Raw genomic sequence first — 17,665 nt, forward strand, 5'->3', positions numbered from 1 at the left:
ATTCTAATAACTCGTAACTCGTTAGAACGTCCACTCAACGTGAAGCTGTGGTACTGACTCAGTTGTGTCTGTACCTAGTTTGTTGTGCCAATATTGCCACTCAATGCCAAGTAGCAGGGTATTTTCTTTCATGCTCATTGCATGACCTAAGTCCCAAGTAACGATTGGCTGCGCTAAAATCCATGCGTTAACATCTTCGCCAAACTCATTTTCACGTTCAGCAATGTATTCAACATGACCTGTTACGTTGAACTTTTGAGAACCAATAGTGAATGGGTAGCCCCAAGCAACATCAATCATCCAGCTGTTTGTTTCAGTAGGTGCACCACCACGTGCTACCCCTTCACTGTCATCGATGTAAGCTGTAAATAAAGTTGATAAAAAGCTAAAGCCCGGTGCTTGCCAGCTAAGTTTTACACCTGGTAAATACTTAAGAACTTTTGAATCACCCGCAGCATTAAAACCTGCCGTTAAACCTACATCAGCAATTGCCCCGTATGAGAAATCACTGCCAGAGATTTTTGATAAGCTAAATGTTGAATACCACTCACCGTAAAAGTCTTTATCTTGATAGCCATCTTGACGGTCGTCATTGCTGTAATCAATAAAAAAGAAGTTGTCGCCATAGTCATAACCAGACGCATGCTGTAGTGATACAACTGTGGTATTTGACTTAGTTAATGAAAACGGATTTTTGTGTTCACCGTTATTAACGTGTAATTGCGTAGAGCTCCAATTAGCGGCATAGCTCGAAGTACTTACTGCACAAAGCGCAGCAACAGAAAGGATCTTTTTCAAGTTCATATCTCAATATTGATGGTGTAAAGGGGGATATAAAGACAGGATTATAGCAGATACGCCCATATTTGGGCGTATCGAGAGAAAAAATTATTTAACTTATGCTTTATTTCGGCGTAAGCAAATTACTGCAACGGCAGTAAAGGCAAGAATAAAGCAGTAATAAGAAGAGGTAGAAACTTCCCACGGACTAATTTTGAACGTTGCGCCCAGTAGAAGTGCTTGTGCGCCATACGGCAATGAGCCTTGCGTAACACAAGCAAAAATATCAAGTAAGCTTGCTGAACGCTTTCCTGTAATTTCACCATCATCCGCTAACTTTTTAGCAATCGGGCCTGCAACTATAATAGACACGGTATTATTAGCGATACATAAGTTACTGGTCATAACCAGTGCTGCAATCCCTAATTGATCCGCAACTTTACGGTGCCATTTTGCAATGATTTTTGTAATTGCTTGAATTTTGTTAGCAATATAATCAAGGCCACCATTAATACGGATAAACTCTGAAAGACCGCCAATAAACATCGATAGCAAGAAGATTTCCTGCATATCCGTAAAGCCTTTATAAACATCTTTTACAAAGCTTGCACCTTCATAGCTGCCAGTAAAGCCCATGAGTGCAGCAAAGATAATACCGCTAAACAGTACTACGAATACATTAAAGCCCATTACCGCGAGTATTAAGATAAATGCATAAGGTAATACTAATAAAATATCAAAGTCTTGCGTTTCAACAGCTTCTGCAGTAGGCGTTAAGAAGAATAACAAGCCGATAGTTAATGCCGCAGCGGGTAAGGCAATTTTTAAGTTCTCACGGAATTTATCTTTCATTTCACAGCCTTGCGTGCGAGTTGCCGCAATTGTTGTGTCAGAGATGATTGATAAGTTATCACCAAACATGGCACCCGATACAATCGTGCCAGCCATTAGAGATGGATCAATGCCTGTTTTTTGGGCGACGGCATAAGCAATCGGGCCAATCGCACCGATAGTACCCATTGAAGTGCCCATCGCAGTCGACACAACCGCAGCAATTAAAAATAATCCAGGTAGTAAAAGAGCCGGCGGAATAAGTGATAAACCGGCATTAACAACGGCATCAACACCACCGGTTGCGCCAGCAACCGCAGAAAAGGCACCGGCAAGCAGATAAATCAAACACATAGTGATGATGTTGCTATGGCCAGCACCTTTAATAAAGGTTTCAACACTGTGGTTGATGGTATTTTTATTTAAGATAAATGCCAACATAATGGCTGGCAAAATTGCCACAGGAGCAGGCAATTGATAGAAGGCGTAATCGACACCTTGAGACTGTAAGTATAAGCCAGCGCCTAAAAATAAGCCGACAAACACCAAAAGCGGCAGCAAAGAAAGTTTTGCTTTTGTTTTATTAAATGATGGCTGCATCATATTCCTCGTTAGATAACCAATAACACAGCCAAACACTTCTTTTAGCTGTATTTAGTCGCTGTCTTAAACAATGAAAGACAACAACAGCGCCCGCAAGCCAAAGACCAAATCGGCGCAAAGGAAGAAGTTTAAATGTATAGATGGCTAAATGCAAAGACTATCTGTTATTATTGTTGTTCTATTAATAAATCTAAAATTAGCTCTGTATTTTTTATAAGCTAACCTGACTATTACATGAGTTTTCGATAAAATCCAGCCAGCTAAGAAGAATAGATAAGGTAACTATATGAACCGCATAGGTGTATTTGGCGCAAACGGCCGCATGGGACTTGCACTTTTAGAAGCAGTCTCAAAAAAAGATGACGCAACATTAACGGGCGCGTACGTACGCGAAAACTCACCACTTTTAGATATAGCGGTTAATCAATTAAACAGCGCTGCTTCAGCAGATGTATCATTTAGCAAAGAAACAGACGTAAAAGATGCAGATGTATTGATAGATTTCACCTTACCTCAAGGCATGCGCAACCACTTAAAAACAGCGGTCGAAAAAAATATCGCGATGGTAATTGGTACTACGGGCCTTAACCAAGATGATCTTGATACCCTTAATGAAGCTGCGAAACACATTCCGATTGTTTTTGCCCGCAACTATAGCGTAGGTGTGAATTTACTGCTTAACTTAGTGCAGACTGCGGCTGTGAAGTTTGGCGAAGACATGGATATCGAAATATTTGAAGCTCATCATCGTCATAAAATCGATGCGCCATCGGGAACTGCATTGGCAATTGGTGAAGCAATTGCTGAGGCAAAAGGCTGGCAGCATGATGAAGTCGCGCGTTTTGATAGAAGCAAAGACGAACACGCAAAATCGCAAAATGAAATCGGTTATTCGGTCATGAGAGGCGGAGATATTGTAGGTGAACACACCGCATATTTCGCAACTTCTGGCGAAAGGCTAGAATTAACTCATAAAGCAAGTTCAAGAATGACCTTCGCGTTAGGAGCTGTAAGAGCTGCAGGCTGGTTGAAAAATAAACCAGCTGGACTTTATGACATGCAAGATGTGCTTGACTTGAAGTAGTTTAGTCTCTTTTTTGGCAGTTTCAGTGAATTTTTCGTTAATAACGCTTATTTTTACTATTTTATTAATTAAGATTAGATCTGAAAGCTAAATTACTGTAGAATAGCGCCAATTTGCCAAAAATTCATAAATGCGTGTTTCCAATCGCTTTAAACGGGCAGTAGAGCAAATGACTTTACTCCCGTTTTTTACTGTTAGGAGGTTAACTTGACTAAATCCGCTCTGTTAGTCCTAGAAGACGGCACAGTGTTTCGCGGTACTGCAATCGGCGCTGACGGCATGTCAGTCGGTGAAGTAGTATTCAATACGTCTATGACTGGTTATCAAGAAATTTTGACTGACCCTTCATACGCGGAACAAATCGTAACTTTGACGTACCCACATATCGGTAATACGGGTACTAACAGCGAAGACGAAGAAGCGGGTCAAATCTGGGCTAAAGGCCTAGTGATCCGTGATTTGCCACTGCTAGCAAGTAATTTCCGTAACGAGCAATCGTTAAGTGATTACTTAAAAGAACGCAATATCTTAGGTATTGCAGACATCGACACTCGTAAATTAACGCGTATCTTACGTGATAAAGGCGCTCAAAATGGTTGTATCATTGCAGGCGACGAGTTAGATGAGAATAAAGCGCTTGAAGCTGCGCAAGCCTTCCCAGGCTTAAAAGGCATGGATTTAGCAAAAGTTGTCTCAACCAAGGAAAATTTTGAGTGGCGTGATTCAAGCTGGACATTAGGTTCAGGTTTTAAAACGCTAGAAGCAGCAGACGAGAAGTTCCACGTTGTTGCTTATGACTTCGGTGTTAAACGTAATATCTTACGTATGTTAGTTGACCGCGGTTGTAAATTAACCGTTGTTCCTGCACAAACATCTGCAGAAGACGTATTGGCATTAAACCCAGACGGTATCTTCTTATCAAATGGCCCTGGCGACCCTGAGCCGTGTACCTACGCGATTGAAGCAATTAAAACTTTCCTAGAAACAGACACGCCAATCTTTGGTATCTGTTTAGGTCACCAATTACTAGCGCTTGCCTCAGGTGCTAAAACGATGAAAATGAAGTTTGGTCACCACGGTGGTAACCACCCAGTTAAAGATCTTGATCGCAATGTTGTAATGATCACAGCGCAAAACCACGGTTTCGCAGCTGACGAAGCAACATTACCAGCGAATTTACGTGCAACTCACGTATCATTATTCGATGGCACGCTACAAGGTATTCACCGCACAGATAAGCCTGCATTTAGCTTCCAAGGTCACCCAGAAGCAAGCCCAGGTCCACATGATGCGGCGCCATTATTTGACCACTTCATCGATTTGAGCAAGCACGTTCTAACTAATTTAACCGGAGTAACAATGCCAAAACGTACCGACATAAAAAGCATTCTTATCTTAGGCGCAGGCCCGATCGTTATCGGTCAAGCTTGTGAATTTGACTACTCTGGTGCACAAGCGTGTAAAGCACTACGAGAAGAAGGCTTTCGAGTAATTCTTGTAAACTCGAACCCTGCAACTATCATGACTGACCCTGAAATGGCGGATGCGACGTACATCGAGCCAATTCACTGGGAAGTGGTAGAGAAAATCATTGAAAAAGAAAAGCCTGATGCAGTACTGCCTACTATGGGTGGTCAAACAGCATTAAACTGTGCACTTGATTTAGATAAGCACGGCGTACTGGCTAAACATGGTGTTGAACTTATCGGTGCAACTGCTGATGCAATCGATAAAGCTGAAAACCGTGAGCGTTTTGACTTAGCAATGAAAAACATTGGCCTTGAGTGTCCGCGTGCAGAAATCGCTCACTCAATGGAAGAAGCACACGATGTACTTAGCCGCATCGGTTTCCCATGTATCATTCGTCCATCATTCACGATGGGTGGTACCGGTGGTGGTGTTGCATACAACCAAGAAGAATTTGATGAAATTTGTGAGCGTGGTCTAGATTTATCACCAACAAATGAACTTCTAATCGACGAATCATTAATCGGTTGGAAAGAATACGAAATGGAAGTTGTGCGTGACAAAAACGACAACTGTATCATCGTATGTTCTATCGAAAACTTTGACCCTATGGGTGTTCATACTGGTGACTCAATCACGGTTGCTCCAGCGCAAACATTGACGGATAAAGAATACCAAATCATGCGTAATGCATCGATGGCGGTACTTCGTGAAATCGGTGTTGAAACAGGTGGTTCAAACGTACAATTTGGTGTGAACCCAGTTGATGGCCGTATGGTTATCATCGAGATGAACCCGCGTGTATCGCGTTCATCTGCTCTAGCATCAAAAGCAACGGGTTTCCCAATTGCGAAAATCGCTGCAAAACTAGCTGTAGGTTACACCCTTGATGAGCTACAAAACGACATCACTGGCGGTAAAACACCAGCGTCTTTCGAGCCGTCAATTGACTACGTTGTAACTAAGATCCCACGTTTTAACTTCGAAAAATTCGCAGGTTCAAACGACCGTCTTACAACACAGATGAAGTCTGTGGGTGAGGTTATGGCGATTGGTCGTAACCAACAAGAGTCACTACATAAAGCATTACGTGGTCTTGAAGTAGGCGCAACGGGCTTTAACCCAATTGTTGCTCTTGATGATCCGAAAGCAAAAGAAAAAATCATCCGTGAATTACGTGAGCCAGGTGCAGAGCGTATTTGGTACGTTGCTGATGCAATGCGTCACGGTATGAGCGTAGAGGACGTTTTCGAACTAACTAAGATTGACCCTTGGTACCTAGTGCAAATCGAAGACATCTTAAAAGATGAAGCAACAATCAGCGAAGTAGGTATGGCTGGTTTAAATGCTGAGTTCTTACGCAAGCTTAAGCGTAAAGGTTTCGCTGATGCGCGTATCGCTGAAATTGCCGGTGTTTCTGAAGCAGAAATTCGTAAAAAGCGTCACCAGTTAGATATCGTGCCTGTATACAAGCGCGTTGATACGTGTGCTGCAGAGTTTAGTTCAGATACAGCTTACATGTACTCAACTTATGATGAAGAGTGTGAAGCGAATCCATCTGACAAAGATAAAATCATGGTAATCGGTGGCGGCCCTAACCGTATCGGTCAAGGTATCGAATTCGATTACTGCTGTGTTCACGCAGCATTAGCTTTACGTGAAGACGGCTACGAAACAATCATGGTTAACTGTAACCCTGAAACTGTTTCGACTGACTACGACACATCAGATCGCTTATTCTTCGAGCCAATCACTCTAGAAGACGTATTAGAAATCGTACGTGTTGAAAAGCCTAAAGGTGTGATCGTTCAGTACGGTGGTCAAACGCCACTTAAACTTGCACGTGCACTAGAAGCGAATGGCGTGCCAGTTATTGGTACTTCTCCAGATGCAATCGACCGTGCTGAAGACCGTGAGCGTTTCCAACAACTTGTTGAGCGTTTGAACCTTCTGCAACCAGAAAATGCAACAGTGACTTCTTTAGAAGAAGCGGTTGTTAAGTCTGCTGAAATCGGTTTCCCACTGGTTGTACGTCCTTCGTACGTACTAGGTGGTCGTGCGATGGAAATCGTATACGATGAAGACGACTTACGTCGTTACATGACTGAAGCGGTATCTGCATCAAATGAAGCGCCAGTACTACTTGATCACTTCTTAGATAACGCAATCGAAGTTGACGTTGACGCTATCTGTGACGGTGAACAAGTAATCATCGGTGGTATTATGGAGCACATCGAGCAAGCAGGTGTTCACTCAGGTGACTCAGCATGTTCTTTACCAGCTCATTCATTAACAGCTGAAGTACAAGACGTAATGCGTAAGCAAGTGACAGATATGGCACTAGAGCTTGGCGTAATTGGTCTGATGAATACACAGTTTGCTGTGAAAGACGGTCAAGTTTACTTAATCGAAGTAAACCCACGTGCTGCACGTACAGTACCGTTTGTTTCTAAAGCAACAGGTATCGCACTTGCTAAAGTAGCGGCACGTTGTATGGCGGGTCAATCACTGGCAAGCCAAGGTATTACAAAAGAAGTAATTCCTCCTTACTACAGCGTTAAAGAAGTCGTACTTCCTTTTGCTAAGTTCCAAGGTGTTGACCCAATTCGTGGCCCAGAAATGCGCTCAACGGGTGAGGTAATGGGTGTTGGTGAAACTTTCGCCGAAGCATTCGCCAAAGCACAATTAGGTGCAAGCAACACTTTACCACGCGGTGGTCGCGCGTTACTATCGGTACGCAACAGTGACAAACCACGTATTGTTGAACTGGCTAAAACCATGACTGAATTAGGTTTTGAGCTAGATGCAACAGGTGGCACTGCAAAAGCACTTGAAGAAGCAGGCATTGCAGTACGTCGCGTAAACAAAGTATTCGAAGGTCGTCCTCATATTCTTGATAGAATTAAAAATGGTGAATACAGCTACATTGTAAACACTACTGAAGGTCGCCAAGCGATTGAAGATTCGAAGGTGTTACGTCGTGGTGCATTACAGCACAAGACTAACTATACAACGACGCTGAACGCGGCATTTGCTAACTGTACTGCTAACCAAGCAGACGACCGTAGCAAGGTGACGTCAGTTCAGGAACTACATCAGCGAATTAACTAAGGAAATGTGCCAGGGGCGAGCAATTCGCCCTTTGGATTAAGTGAGAATAATATGCAATCAATTCCGATGACGGTTCGTGGTGCAGCATTACTGCGCGAGGAACTTAACGAATTAAAAACAGTTACACGTCCAAAAATTATCGCTGATATCGCTGAAGCGCGTGAACACGGTGATTTGAAAGAAAACGCTGAATACCATGCTGCTCGTGAGCAACAAGGTTTCTGTGAAGGTCGTATTCAAGAAATTGAAGCGAAACTTTCAAATGTACAAATCATCGATGTGACGAAAATGCCAAAAACTGGCAAAGTTATTTTTGGTACAACAGTGACTATCGTTAACGTTGAAACCGACGCTGAGGTAACTTACCAAATCGTGGGTGATGATGAAGCAGATATCAAAAACAACCTGATCTCTGTTAACTCGCCAATCGCACGTGGCTTAATTGGTAAAGAGGTAGATGATGCCGTTACCATTAAAACACCAAACGGTGAAGTCGAGTACGAAATCATTGAAGTTGAGTATATTTAATAGCTTAACCAAGCATTGATAAAAACCGCAGTTTTATACTGCGGTTTTTTTATGCCTGTTTACAGAGGGAAGTTTATTCGCTAGGTTGGTCGCTTAGCAATCATAATGAAGGAGTAATAATGGCTAAAATTCAATATCCTAAGCCGCTTGCCAAAGGCGATAGTATAGCTATTTGTGCTTTTTCATCGGGTGTTGATAAAGCATTTCATAGACGCTTAGACACAGTGCTTAGTGGCTTATCTGCTAAAGGTTTTACCGTTATTGAAGGTGCCTGCTTACGACAAGAGCATAATAGCGCTAAGCAACGAGCAGAAGAGCTAATGCAGTATTTAACTGATGATTCAATTGCGGCAATTATGCCTCCGTGGGGAGGGGATCTCACTATGGAGATTTTACCTCTTCTTGATTTTAATGCGATAAGCAAAGCAAGACCTAAGTGGTTAGTTGGTTTTTCAGATATCAGTACGTTTGCATGTGCATTAACCACTCGCTGTGGTTGGGCAACCTTGCATGCTGCCAATTTGATGCAAATTCACCCAAATGATCCTGATGCTTATTTAGCGGATATTTTCAACGCCATGGCACTTGAAGAAAAGCAGCAGCTGCATCAAGTCGCTTCGCCTTTTTATCAGCAAAAGCCTATTGATTATAAAGCCGAGCCTGATGCTCAGTTTGATTTTACCGCACAGAGTCAGTGGCGCTGTATCAATTATAAAGATACACGCCAAATTGAAGTATCTGGACGATTAATTGGTGGCTGTTTAGATACGCTAGGCTTGTTGTTACCCTCAAATTACTATGCGTTACATGAGTTTAAAAAGCAGTATGCACCAGAGGGGTTAATTTTATACCTCGAAAATGCAGAGCTCAGTCCAATGGCCCTTGCACGTTGTTTGTTATCATTAAAGTTGAATGATGTTTTTACTGATGTGAATGCAGTGGTGTTCGGCCGCAGCCCTGCAATAAACAACGATTGCTACTTTGATGAATATCAAGCAATCGAACTTGCATTTAAAGGCAATTTGTTCCCGGTTACCGTTGATGCTGACATTGGTCATGTTGCCCCTAATTTAGCACTAATAAATGGAGCTGTTGCCACAATAACGGCGGATTTGTCTGATGGATTGGCGAGTAATGTGGTTGTGAAGACAATATGTACATAAAGGCAACCAATTCATTTAATGAGTTGTGATTTTTTAAACTTTAGTTGGGTTGTTTATTACTCTGAAGTTCCTATAATGGGTTTTTAAATAAAAATGGAACTTTTATGATAATTCAATTTAACAAACTTTGGAAAAACCACCCTTATCCTAACTCACCTTGTGATAAATCTTTATTTCAAAATCAATGTGCTATTAGGATGGGGGTATCATTAGAAAAATCAGGAATTGATACTTCTTCATTCGATATTATGTACCCTCAACGTAGATGTTATCCCGGCCTGAAACATAGCCCTAGGCATATATTGGCTGCACAAGAATTAGCAAACTGGATAGACTCTTCTAATTGTAAGGAATTCGGATCAAAAAAAGTGATAAAAGGGGGCGCATTGTCTGCTTTGAAAGATAAAAAAGGGATTATCTTCATTATGAATGGTTGGGGTAACACTGACCATATTGATTTATGGGATGGTGAATACCTTAAGGGAGGAAGCTCTGATTGGCTTGAACTTGGTGATCAAGTTTGGTTTTGGGAGATATTAGTGTGAGAGTAAAATTATTATTGCTTGGCATGATATTACTTTTATCCTGTTCAACTGCGAAAAGTGCTTTTTTATTAAATTCGGAAAGTTGTACAGTGAAGTTAAATAATACAGAAAAGAAACTGGGATTAATTACTCCATGCAGTTTAGTGAAAGTTCATGATAATTTATTGAATTTTAAAAAATATGGTGAGACAGAGGTTTATATTATTTCTGGGGCACCATCACCGTTAGATAAACTGTCTAGATGGTCCGTAACAAAAGAAGATAATTGTTCATTAGAATATCAAGCAGTTATTGTTAATAATGAAAAGCTATCATTGTCAAAGGTGAAGGATAAAACCTTGGTTTGTCCCAATTTAGGCTTGGATGAAAAAATGTATAGGCAGTTTCTATCTGATTAAAAGCTTATAAGCTCATTTATAATAGCCATTCTAAGTTACGCCTACATTAAAAGGCGTAACTATTAAGGTTTGTTAAACAATCTTAATTACAGAATTTTTATCTAAACGAGATTTTGGTAATGCAGCATTATAATCTTGTTCTGGCTCGTGATAACCAATAGCGAGTGCCACCTCACAAACATAGCCGCCTAATTCATCTGCAAAAAGCTCACCGAGCAAGTCTTTATCGACACCTTCCATCGGTGTTGAATCTAAACCTAAACGAGCTACCGTGTGCATAGTATTGCCTAAGGCAATGTAGGTTTGAGCTTTAGTCCAAGCGGCGTTAACACCTTGCTCGTCAGTATTTAAATCAACGAAGGCAAATGCGCCAAATGCTTGCTCTTTGTTTTCTGCCTTAGTGCGGCCATTCGCAATATCCGCATCAATTACTTTTTCATAATCAGCACGTTGATAGCTTGGGTTATAAGCAAATAAAATAGTGTGCGAAGCCGCTTTTGCATGTACTTGGTTAAATTGAAACTTATTTGCAAAACTATCATGTAAACGTTGCTTTGCTTGCTCTGATTCAATGACCACAAACTTCCATGGTTGAGAATTAATAGACGATGGCGACAAGCGTAATGCTTCTAAAATTACAGCTAAGTCTGCTTGGCTAATGTGCTTTGAAGCGTCGTAACGTTTACTTGTGTAACGGCGTTGTAAGTCAGAAATGATTGGGTGTGTCATGGTTTGCTCCCGCATGTATAACAATTAGGTGCAGTTTACGCCTTGCATACTTTACGATAAAGCGCATAATCGAATAAACATTATCAAAAAATTTTAGTTAATATGCTGGTTGAAGATCTCAAATTAATCCTCAAGGTGGCTGAATTTCGCAGTATTACAACCGCGGCAGCAAAATTAGACATGCGAGCCGCTACCGCCAGTGCGGCAATTAAACGTGTTGAAGCAGCGCTGGGTGCAGAGTTATTTGTTCGAACTACTCGTCATTTACGTTTATCTGCGGCAGGGGAACGCTTTTTACCTCAGTGTCAGCAAGCGGTGCTCATGCTTGAGCAAGCGACACTCGCCTTAAAAGGTGAGCATGATGAAATTGAAGGAGAACTAAGAGTCGCATTATCTTCAGACTTAGGCCGCAATATTATTATTCCTTGGTTAGATGAGTTACTTGATGAGTATCCAAAACTGAGTATGCGCCCGCATATTAGCGATAGTAATGTCGACTTTTACCGAGACTCCGTTGATTTTGCGCTTAGGTATGGCTCGCCATCCGACTCAAATTTATATGGCTTTAAAATTTGTAATGTTCCGCGGCTGTTATGTGCAACTCCAGAGTATATTGCCGAACATGGCGCGCCGACACATCCCGATGAATTAAATCAGCATCAAGGCCTATTTTATCAACTGCAAGATATCATCAATAATGTCTGGGAATTTACCGATGGAGCCCAGCGCTTTAAGGTGAAAATGCAAGGCCGTCGAGCATCGAATGATGGTGATTTGGTAAGGCGTTGGTGTGTGGCTGGAAAAGGCCTAGCAGTTAAATCTTGCATTGATATCAGTGATGATTTGCTAAGTGGGCGGGTAGTGCCAGTAATGCAAAATTACCCTCATTTATGTGCAGAGCTTTGGTTAATTTGCCCAAGCCGACAATCCATTACACCCGCGGTTCGTTTAGTGCGTGATATATGCCGAGCAAAAACCAAGGCAATTCTCAATCAATTGATTGAAAAAGGCATTTTAGATAAGCGGGTACTCGATAACTAATTATTTTAGGTATAGAATAGCGAGGCTTATTCATATTTATGGCTAAGCAGCATTCTCAGGGCGGGGTGAAATTCCCCACCGGCGGTATACTTTAAATTTAAGTGAGCCCGCGAGCGCTTTAACGTTGGTTAAAGGTCAGCAGATCTGGTGAGAGGCCAGAGCCGACGGTGATAGTCCGGATGAAAGAGAATATAGTTAATCTATAAAACAGTAATTGGCTGCCTGCGGGCGGTCTTTTTTGCTGTGCCTTTCAATGTCCTGAATCTTTTCATATTTAATTTAATAGGTATTAAAAATGATGATTCAGTCTTCTTTACTTAGCCAATTTGGCGAACCACTTGAACGCGTTGAACGTGCTATTGCTGCTTTGCAGCAGGGTGAAGGCGTGCTTGTAGTAGATGACGAAAACCGTGAAAACGAAGGTGATTTTGTGTATTCAGCACAGCACCTGACCACAGAGCAAATGGCCATGATGATCCGTGAAGGTAGCGGTATTGTGTGTCTTTGCATGGGCGATGAGCGTGTTAAACAGCTTGATTTACCACAAATGGTTGAGCATAACACCAGTCAGAACAAAACAGCGTATACAGTGACCATTGAAGCTAAAACGGGCGTGACAACCGGCGTTTCAGCAGCTGATCGTGTAACCACCATTAAAGCGGCAACAGCAGACAATGCAAAGCCTGAAGATTTGTCTCGCCCAGGACATGTGTTTGGACTGCGTGCACAAACGGGTGGGGTTTTAGTTCGCCGTGGCCATACCGAGGCATCGGTTGATTTAATGCAGTTAGCGGGCTTAACACCGTTTGGTGTTATTTGCGAATTAACGAATCCAGACGGTTCAATGGCTCGCTTGCCTGAAGTAAGCAAGTTTGCCAGTGAGCACAACATGCCCGTTGTATCGATTGAAGATTTAGTTGCCTATATCCAAGCAACGCAAAAACAGGCTTGTTAAAAGCGTTAAGCCGTAAGTAAAAAAATAAGGCCACTCTTGTGGCCTTCATTTATTGTAATTTCTCAATAGCTTGTTTAGCACTTTCACTGTCAGGATTAAGTTTTAGCGCACTTTTGTAACTTGCTAATGCTTTTTGTTTATCACCAGCTGCTAAATATGCTTCACCTAAACTGTCAAACGTATTTGCAGAATCTGGGTAAGATTGATTGTTGAGTTCAAACACTGTGATTGCGGCGTCTAGCTCATCCATCTGCATTAATTCATAGCCAAAGTAGTTTAGCGACCTTTCTCTCGGCGTATTACCCTCACTCACCATTTGCTGATAGGTATTCTTTAACCCTGCAATACCTTCACGTTTAAATGCGTTGTAAAGTTTACTATCTGCATGCTCTGTCGCTTTTTCGTAGGGTTTGCCATAGTAAATTGCAAGTAAGCCATTAGTCATGGGAGTGAGTGGCGCACCACCGGTATTATTTAAAATAATAACCAGTAATTTGTCTTCGATGATTCTACTTATAAATGCATTAAAACCATTAATACCACCGCCATGTTGGATACGTGTCAGGGCTTTTCCGTAGGTACTTTCATCAAGGCTTGTTACTTCCCAACCAAGTGCATAATTTCTTTGCTCAGAAACGTGATACATCTGCTTTTTATATTCATTGTTCAATAACTTATCCGTGTAGAGAGCGTGATCCCATTTTAGTAAATCTCGTGCTGTTGAATACATAGACCCAGCAGCATACGGGATAGACATATCTAAATAATCAGTATTGCTATAGCCTGCTAGGCCATTGTCGTAACCTGATACGCGAAATTTAATGATTTTATTGTGAGAGTCATAGCCTGTATCCTTCATATCGAGTGGATCTAAAATATTCTTCTGTAATACGTCTTGATATTTTTGACCTGTTACCTTTTCGATTACTGCACCCAAAATAAAGTAGCCAGAATTGCTATAACGAAAGTCAGTGCCGGGTTCGAACACGAGATCATCACTACATAGTAAGCGAATAAATTCATCAACACTGTAGGGGTTTCGACTGTACTCATCACGAAACGATTTTGCTTGAGTATAATTACCAAGACCAGAGGTGTGATTAAGTATTTGGCGAAGGGTGATTTTAGTGGCTATATCTTGTCTGTAATCAGGGAGGTATGTTGCAAGGTGATCATCGAGTTTAAGTTTTCCATCTTGTGCCAATTGCAAAATTAATATGGCAGTAAATTGTTTGGTAATTGAACCAATTCTAAATTTACTTTTATTACTATGTTTTATATCCCATTCAAAGTTGGCATAGCCAACGCTTTGTTCAAACAGTACTTTTCCATCCTTTGCAACTAACACATTGCCATTAAACTGCTTAAAGTTATGAAAGCCATTAATAAAGTCAGCCATTTCTGCTTGCATGTTTTGGCTGTGTGCGAGGCTTGAAATTGCGAGTAGATAAAAAACTACAAGTAGTCTTAATTTCTTAAAGAATATGTTCATTGCTGTCGTTGTTATTTGTTGGTTACATTAGACTATGTAAAACCTCATTGCGCATGGCTTGATTGATAAGGCTGACCTTTCTGGTGTGGTTAAAATTACTGTAATGCACAACAGTTACACTCTTATTTTGAAGTGCTTGCCAATAACCAGCGGGGCTTATTGGGTCAGCGTTACTGACATAGAGTGTGGTCCTATTAGCTGATTGTTTGTCTTTCAGTAGGGCGATTAAATCAAGCTGTGTTTCATCAATACCACTGTCTTTAATCACGTCTTTTACTACGATTTTCCCCTACACACAATAACTTAGCAATCAAGCAGTAATAATGCAATCGGATAATATTTGAACAAGGGTTGTAAGAGGATTGTACTACCACCTAGCGGTAAATCCTCGGTTATCTATGTGAACAAAACCACCGTGGTGAGAGGCGGGTTTATAGCGACCGATACCGCCGTTATAGCGGCTCTGTTTTTGAAATTTTTCGAACACTTTATAAAGTACATCAACATCAGCAATCGTTAGTTTACCATCGCTATTTAAATCGTCCATTCGACCATCGCCATTCTCATCTATATATAAGTCAAAGGCATCACCATATTGGTGTCGGCTGTGTTTGCCATTACCAATAGAGCGGTTGTAGTGGGGAGTTCGATAGCCACTAATAAAGGCAAATTTGCTGACTTTAATCCCTTCATTTTGTACAAACGTGAGTAATTCTTCGAGCATCATCAAGCCGTCGTTATTTATATATAAATATTTTGGAAAGCCACTCACTTGCTTACAAATTACATTTTTAATTTGCACATGAGGAGTCAGTTGGCGAGTTAAGTCTTCCTGTGTTACTTCAATAAATCCATTTGGCGCACTGTACTGTGGGTAGTTTTTATAAGGTGCAGGGTAGAGGCCGATTTGGTAATTATTCAATTGCTTATTGTTGGCATTGAATGGTGTTTTCACTATAACGAGTAAGTGTTTGCGGGTAATATTGTTACTCAGTACTAGGTTATAAAACCCTGCATTTTCTGGGGCATAAACGGCAAGACTATTTGGCCCTAATCGCTCTGTCTCAACATCTGATACTGCAGCAGCTGTAAAATCAGCCGTGTTATCAAGTGTTAGCACTTGTTTCGCATCAAGTACAAGGCTGTGCAGCGAGTCAGTTAATTCAATGGCAGCAACAGAGCATGTAGTTAACACTAAGCACACACTTAAAATAATACGGCTGAAATACATAGTGACCTCTAAATTGTATTGTTTGCTAATGGCGTGGTGAGTGCTTTTAATAACGCGCCATCCCGATTATAAACGTCGGTATAAAATTGTAGGCCCTCGTCGTTACCCGCAACGGTCCAATACATTAAAAGTACGTCTAGCGGTTTTGATAAGCTGACTTTTTTAGTCTCTTTTGCTGCAATGGCGTCATCAATTTCACTACGGCTCCAATTATCTGACGTTTCTAAGATTTTCTCAGCCAAGGTGAATGGGTCATCAACTCTTACACAGCCGTGGCTAAATGCACGTTGGTCTTGCTGAAATAAACTTTTTGCAGGGGTATCGTGCAAATAGATTGAGTATTTATTAGGGAACATGAATTTTATTTGTCCCAGTGAATTATTCTCTGAAGGTTGTTGTACAAACCAATACGGAAAATTTTTACGGCTGGCATTCGCCCAATCAATACTCTCGCTATCCACGGGATTACGGCGGCTATCAACCACAACAAAGTCTTTCTCGTTTAAGTAGTTTGGGTTTTCTTTCATTTTTTTGATGATGCCACCTGAAATGCTCCGAGGTACTGTCCAGGTTGGGTTCATCACGATATAGCTCATTTGCCCTTTAAATATTGGCGTTTTGGTGTAGTTTCTGCCTACAACTACATTGGTTTGCCATTTTAATTTATTGTCTTCAAATAAATACAGCAGGTAACCTGCGATATTAACCACTAAGAAGCGCTCTGTTAGGGTATTATCAACCCAACGAATGCGCTCTAGGTTCACTAAAATATCATTGACGTATTCGCTGTAATCTTTGTTGAGTAGTTTTAACGTTGCATTACCAATCACACCATCATCAGCAACTTGATGCGCATTTTGAAAGCGTTTAACTGCTGCCACCAGCTCATCATCATAATCAGTGACGTCACTTTCACTGCCTTCAAAATAGTTTAATCGCTTTAATTTTTGCCTTAAGAGCGGCACAGCTGGGTCTGATTGACCCGGTTTTAAAACATTGTTTTGCAATACGATGGCTGGTAATTCACCTGTGGCATCAAGCTCTCGGTAAAACACGAGGGCGTCTTTTAGGCGTTGATAATGTGGTAAAACAGGCTTGAGGTTTTCAAGTCCCTTATCAAGGCTTTTTGATTTTACATGTTTAAGTAATGAGGCGGCCGCGGCATCAGGGCTGACATCAAATTGTTCATAGTTCCACGTGGCTGCGAGTTGTTTCGGGTTAACTTTTCCGCGTATAAGGTGTTTTGCATAGGTCATGACAGCATCTGTCATCAGTACATCAAACTGGGCTTCGACGGCATCGGCTCCACGTTTGTCTATCTCGCTGGCTAGTGCCATTAAAGTATCAAAGTGATAGTCATTAGGGGAGAGGCCTTCAAGTTCTGCTTGGGCAATTAAGTTGAGCGCTTGTTTAGCATATTTGCTGTCATCCCATACCCGTTCAAAGCCGTTTGCTTTGTATGTGGCAATGGTCATTTCGGGGGAGTGGATTTGTTGTTTTTCAATACTGTGCGACTCACCAATCAGAATAGGCTCAAGCTGTTGTTGTAAGTACTGATTTTCGGCCAGCACAGGCATGCAAATGGATAAACAACTTACCAAAGCTGTGTAGCGAAGAATTTTCATAGCTATGTCCTTATAACGTGTTTTTTTAATTTGCTTACATTGTTTCTTTTTTGCTCATTTAAGCTTAGCAAAGCAATGCAAT

Annotated in this window: 15 protein-coding genes, 1 pseudogene and 1 riboswitch; of the genes and pseudogenes, 9 read left to right on the plus strand and 7 right to left on the minus strand. The window is 41.3% G+C overall.

All coding sequences use genetic code 11. The features are described from left to right. Positions 1-21: 21 nt before the first annotated feature. Positions 22-804 (minus strand): outer membrane protein OmpK, encoded by a 783-nt coding sequence (locus tag C2M25_RS03155; protein WP_063705827.1) that lies wholly within the window; start codon positions 802-804, stop codon positions 22-24. Positions 805-897: 93 nt separating this feature from the next. Then, positions 898-2,211 carry a Na+/H+ antiporter NhaC family protein gene (locus tag C2M25_RS03160; RefSeq protein ID WP_105180365.1) on the minus strand — a complete coding sequence of 438 codons (1,314 nt, stop codon included), beginning with the start codon at positions 2,209-2,211 and terminating at the stop codon, positions 898-900. A gap of 289 nt (positions 2,212-2,500) precedes the next feature. On the opposite strand from C2M25_RS03160, the gene dapB reads away from it, so the two are divergent. The 7 genes and pseudogenes from dapB to C2M25_RS03190 all read left to right on the plus strand — a co-directional run bounded on the left by dapB (position 2,501) and on the right by C2M25_RS03190 (position 10,510). After that, positions 2,501-3,298 (plus strand): 4-hydroxy-tetrahydrodipicolinate reductase, encoded by a 798-nt coding sequence (dapB, locus tag C2M25_RS03165; RefSeq protein ID WP_105180366.1) that lies wholly within the window; start codon positions 2,501-2,503, stop codon positions 3,296-3,298. Positions 3,299-3,577: 279 nt separating this feature from the next. After that, a pseudogene (gene carA / locus C2M25_RS21910) lies at positions 3,578-4,561 on the plus strand (glutamine-hydrolyzing carbamoyl-phosphate synthase small subunit); the annotation flags it as partial. Positions 4,562-4,657: 96 nt separating this feature from the next. Beyond that, on the plus strand, positions 4,658-7,876 hold the full coding sequence (gene carB / locus C2M25_RS03170; RefSeq protein WP_063705819.1) for a carbamoyl-phosphate synthase large subunit: 3,219 nt from the start codon (positions 4,658-4,660) through the stop codon (positions 7,874-7,876). Positions 7,877-7,927: 51 nt separating this feature from the next. After that, positions 7,928-8,404: a transcription elongation factor GreA gene (greA, locus tag C2M25_RS03175; protein ID WP_063705817.1), complete on the plus strand. Its 477-nt coding sequence runs from the start codon at positions 7,928-7,930 to the stop codon at positions 8,402-8,404. A 119-nt stretch (positions 8,405-8,523) separates the two neighbouring features. Continuing rightward, positions 8,524-9,567 (plus strand): S66 family peptidase, encoded by a 1,044-nt coding sequence (locus tag C2M25_RS03180; protein ID WP_105180368.1) that lies wholly within the window; start codon positions 8,524-8,526, stop codon positions 9,565-9,567. 104 nt (positions 9,568-9,671) lie between these two features. Next, complete coding sequence (locus C2M25_RS03185) at positions 9,672-10,112, plus strand: T6SS effector amidase Tae4 family protein (protein ID WP_105180369.1); 441 nt, start codon at positions 9,672-9,674, stop codon at positions 10,110-10,112. Then, entirely contained in the window at positions 10,109-10,510 is a 402-nt protein-coding gene (locus tag C2M25_RS03190) for a hypothetical protein (protein WP_158679663.1), read from the plus strand. Before C2M25_RS03185 ends, C2M25_RS03190 begins: the two co-directional genes overlap by 4 nt. A 72-nt stretch (positions 10,511-10,582) precedes the next feature. Here C2M25_RS03190 and C2M25_RS03195 read toward each other — a convergent pair whose 3' ends face one another. Beyond that, positions 10,583-11,239, minus strand: a complete 657-nt coding sequence (locus C2M25_RS03195) for a nitroreductase family protein (RefSeq protein ID WP_105180529.1) — start codon at positions 11,237-11,239, stop codon at positions 10,583-10,585. Positions 11,240-11,341: 102 nt separating this feature from the next. Between C2M25_RS03195 and C2M25_RS03200 the strand changes: the two genes are divergently transcribed. Together C2M25_RS03200 and ribB are read left to right on the plus strand one after the other, a co-directional pair. Continuing rightward, complete coding sequence (locus C2M25_RS03200; RefSeq protein WP_105180371.1) at positions 11,342-12,280, plus strand: LysR family transcriptional regulator; 939 nt, start codon at positions 11,342-11,344, stop codon at positions 12,278-12,280. A gap of 47 nt (positions 12,281-12,327) precedes the next feature. Continuing rightward, a riboswitch (FMN riboswitch) is annotated at positions 12,328-12,475 on the plus strand. Between the two features lie 106 nt (positions 12,476-12,581). After that, entirely contained in the window at positions 12,582-13,235 is a 654-nt protein-coding gene (gene ribB, locus C2M25_RS03205; RefSeq protein WP_105180530.1) for a 3,4-dihydroxy-2-butanone-4-phosphate synthase, read from the plus strand. A 49-nt stretch (positions 13,236-13,284) separates the two neighbouring features. Here the strand turns inward: ribB and C2M25_RS03210 are convergent, their stop codons facing one another. From C2M25_RS03210 to C2M25_RS03225, 4 genes are all read right to left on the minus strand, one after another. Then, positions 13,285-14,727, minus strand: a complete 1,443-nt coding sequence (locus tag C2M25_RS03210) for a serine hydrolase domain-containing protein (RefSeq protein WP_105180372.1) — start codon at positions 14,725-14,727, stop codon at positions 13,285-13,287. A gap of 22 nt (positions 14,728-14,749) precedes the next feature. After that, positions 14,750-14,995, minus strand: a complete 246-nt coding sequence (locus C2M25_RS03215; protein ID WP_105180373.1) for a hypothetical protein — start codon at positions 14,993-14,995, stop codon at positions 14,750-14,752. Positions 14,996-15,094: 99 nt separating this feature from the next. Then, the gene (locus C2M25_RS03220) at positions 15,095-15,958 is read right to left on the minus strand and encodes a D-Ala-D-Ala carboxypeptidase family metallohydrolase (protein WP_105180374.1); all 864 of its coding nucleotides are present in this window, start codon (positions 15,956-15,958) and stop codon (positions 15,095-15,097) included. A gap of 8 nt (positions 15,959-15,966) precedes the next feature. Then, positions 15,967-17,583, minus strand: a complete 1,617-nt coding sequence (locus tag C2M25_RS03225) for a L,D-transpeptidase family protein (RefSeq protein WP_063705803.1) — start codon at positions 17,581-17,583, stop codon at positions 15,967-15,969. Positions 17,584-17,665: the final 82 nt, after the last annotated feature.

This window comes from Pseudoalteromonas sp. T1lg21, from assembly GCF_002964625.1.
GTDB classification, from domain to species: Bacteria; Pseudomonadota; Gammaproteobacteria; order Enterobacterales; family Alteromonadaceae; genus Pseudoalteromonas; species Pseudoalteromonas gelatinilytica.

Excerpts from the sequence above, each read along its gene's own strand:
- C2M25_RS03155 (WP_063705827.1), bottom strand. The coding sequence starts at position 804 with ATGAACTTGAAAAAGATCCTTTCTGTTGCTGCGCTTTGTGCAGTAAGT.
- C2M25_RS03160 (WP_105180365.1), bottom strand. The coding sequence starts at position 2,211 with ATGCAGCCATCATTTAATAAAACAAAAGCAAAACTTTCTTTGCTGCCG.
- dapB (WP_105180366.1), top strand. The coding sequence starts at position 2,501 with ATGAACCGCATAGGTGTATTTGGCGCAAACGGCCGCATGGGACTTGCA.
- carB (WP_063705819.1), top strand. The coding sequence starts at position 4,658 with ATGCCAAAACGTACCGACATAAAAAGCATTCTTATCTTAGGCGCAGGC.
- greA (WP_063705817.1), top strand. The coding sequence starts at position 7,928 with ATGCAATCAATTCCGATGACGGTTCGTGGTGCAGCATTACTGCGCGAG.
- C2M25_RS03180 (WP_105180368.1), top strand. The coding sequence starts at position 8,524 with ATGGCTAAAATTCAATATCCTAAGCCGCTTGCCAAAGGCGATAGTATA.
- C2M25_RS03185 (WP_105180369.1), top strand. The coding sequence starts at position 9,672 with ATGATAATTCAATTTAACAAACTTTGGAAAAACCACCCTTATCCTAAC.
- C2M25_RS03195 (WP_105180529.1), bottom strand. The coding sequence starts at position 11,239 with ATGACACACCCAATCATTTCTGACTTACAACGCCGTTACACAAGTAAA.
- C2M25_RS03200 (WP_105180371.1), top strand. The coding sequence starts at position 11,342 with ATGCTGGTTGAAGATCTCAAATTAATCCTCAAGGTGGCTGAATTTCGC.
- C2M25_RS03210 (WP_105180372.1), bottom strand. The coding sequence starts at position 14,727 with ATGAACATATTCTTTAAGAAATTAAGACTACTTGTAGTTTTTTATCTA.
- C2M25_RS03220 (WP_105180374.1), bottom strand. The coding sequence starts at position 15,958 with ATGTATTTCAGCCGTATTATTTTAAGTGTGTGCTTAGTGTTAACTACA.
- C2M25_RS03225 (WP_063705803.1), bottom strand. The coding sequence starts at position 17,583 with ATGAAAATTCTTCGCTACACAGCTTTGGTAAGTTGTTTATCCATTTGC.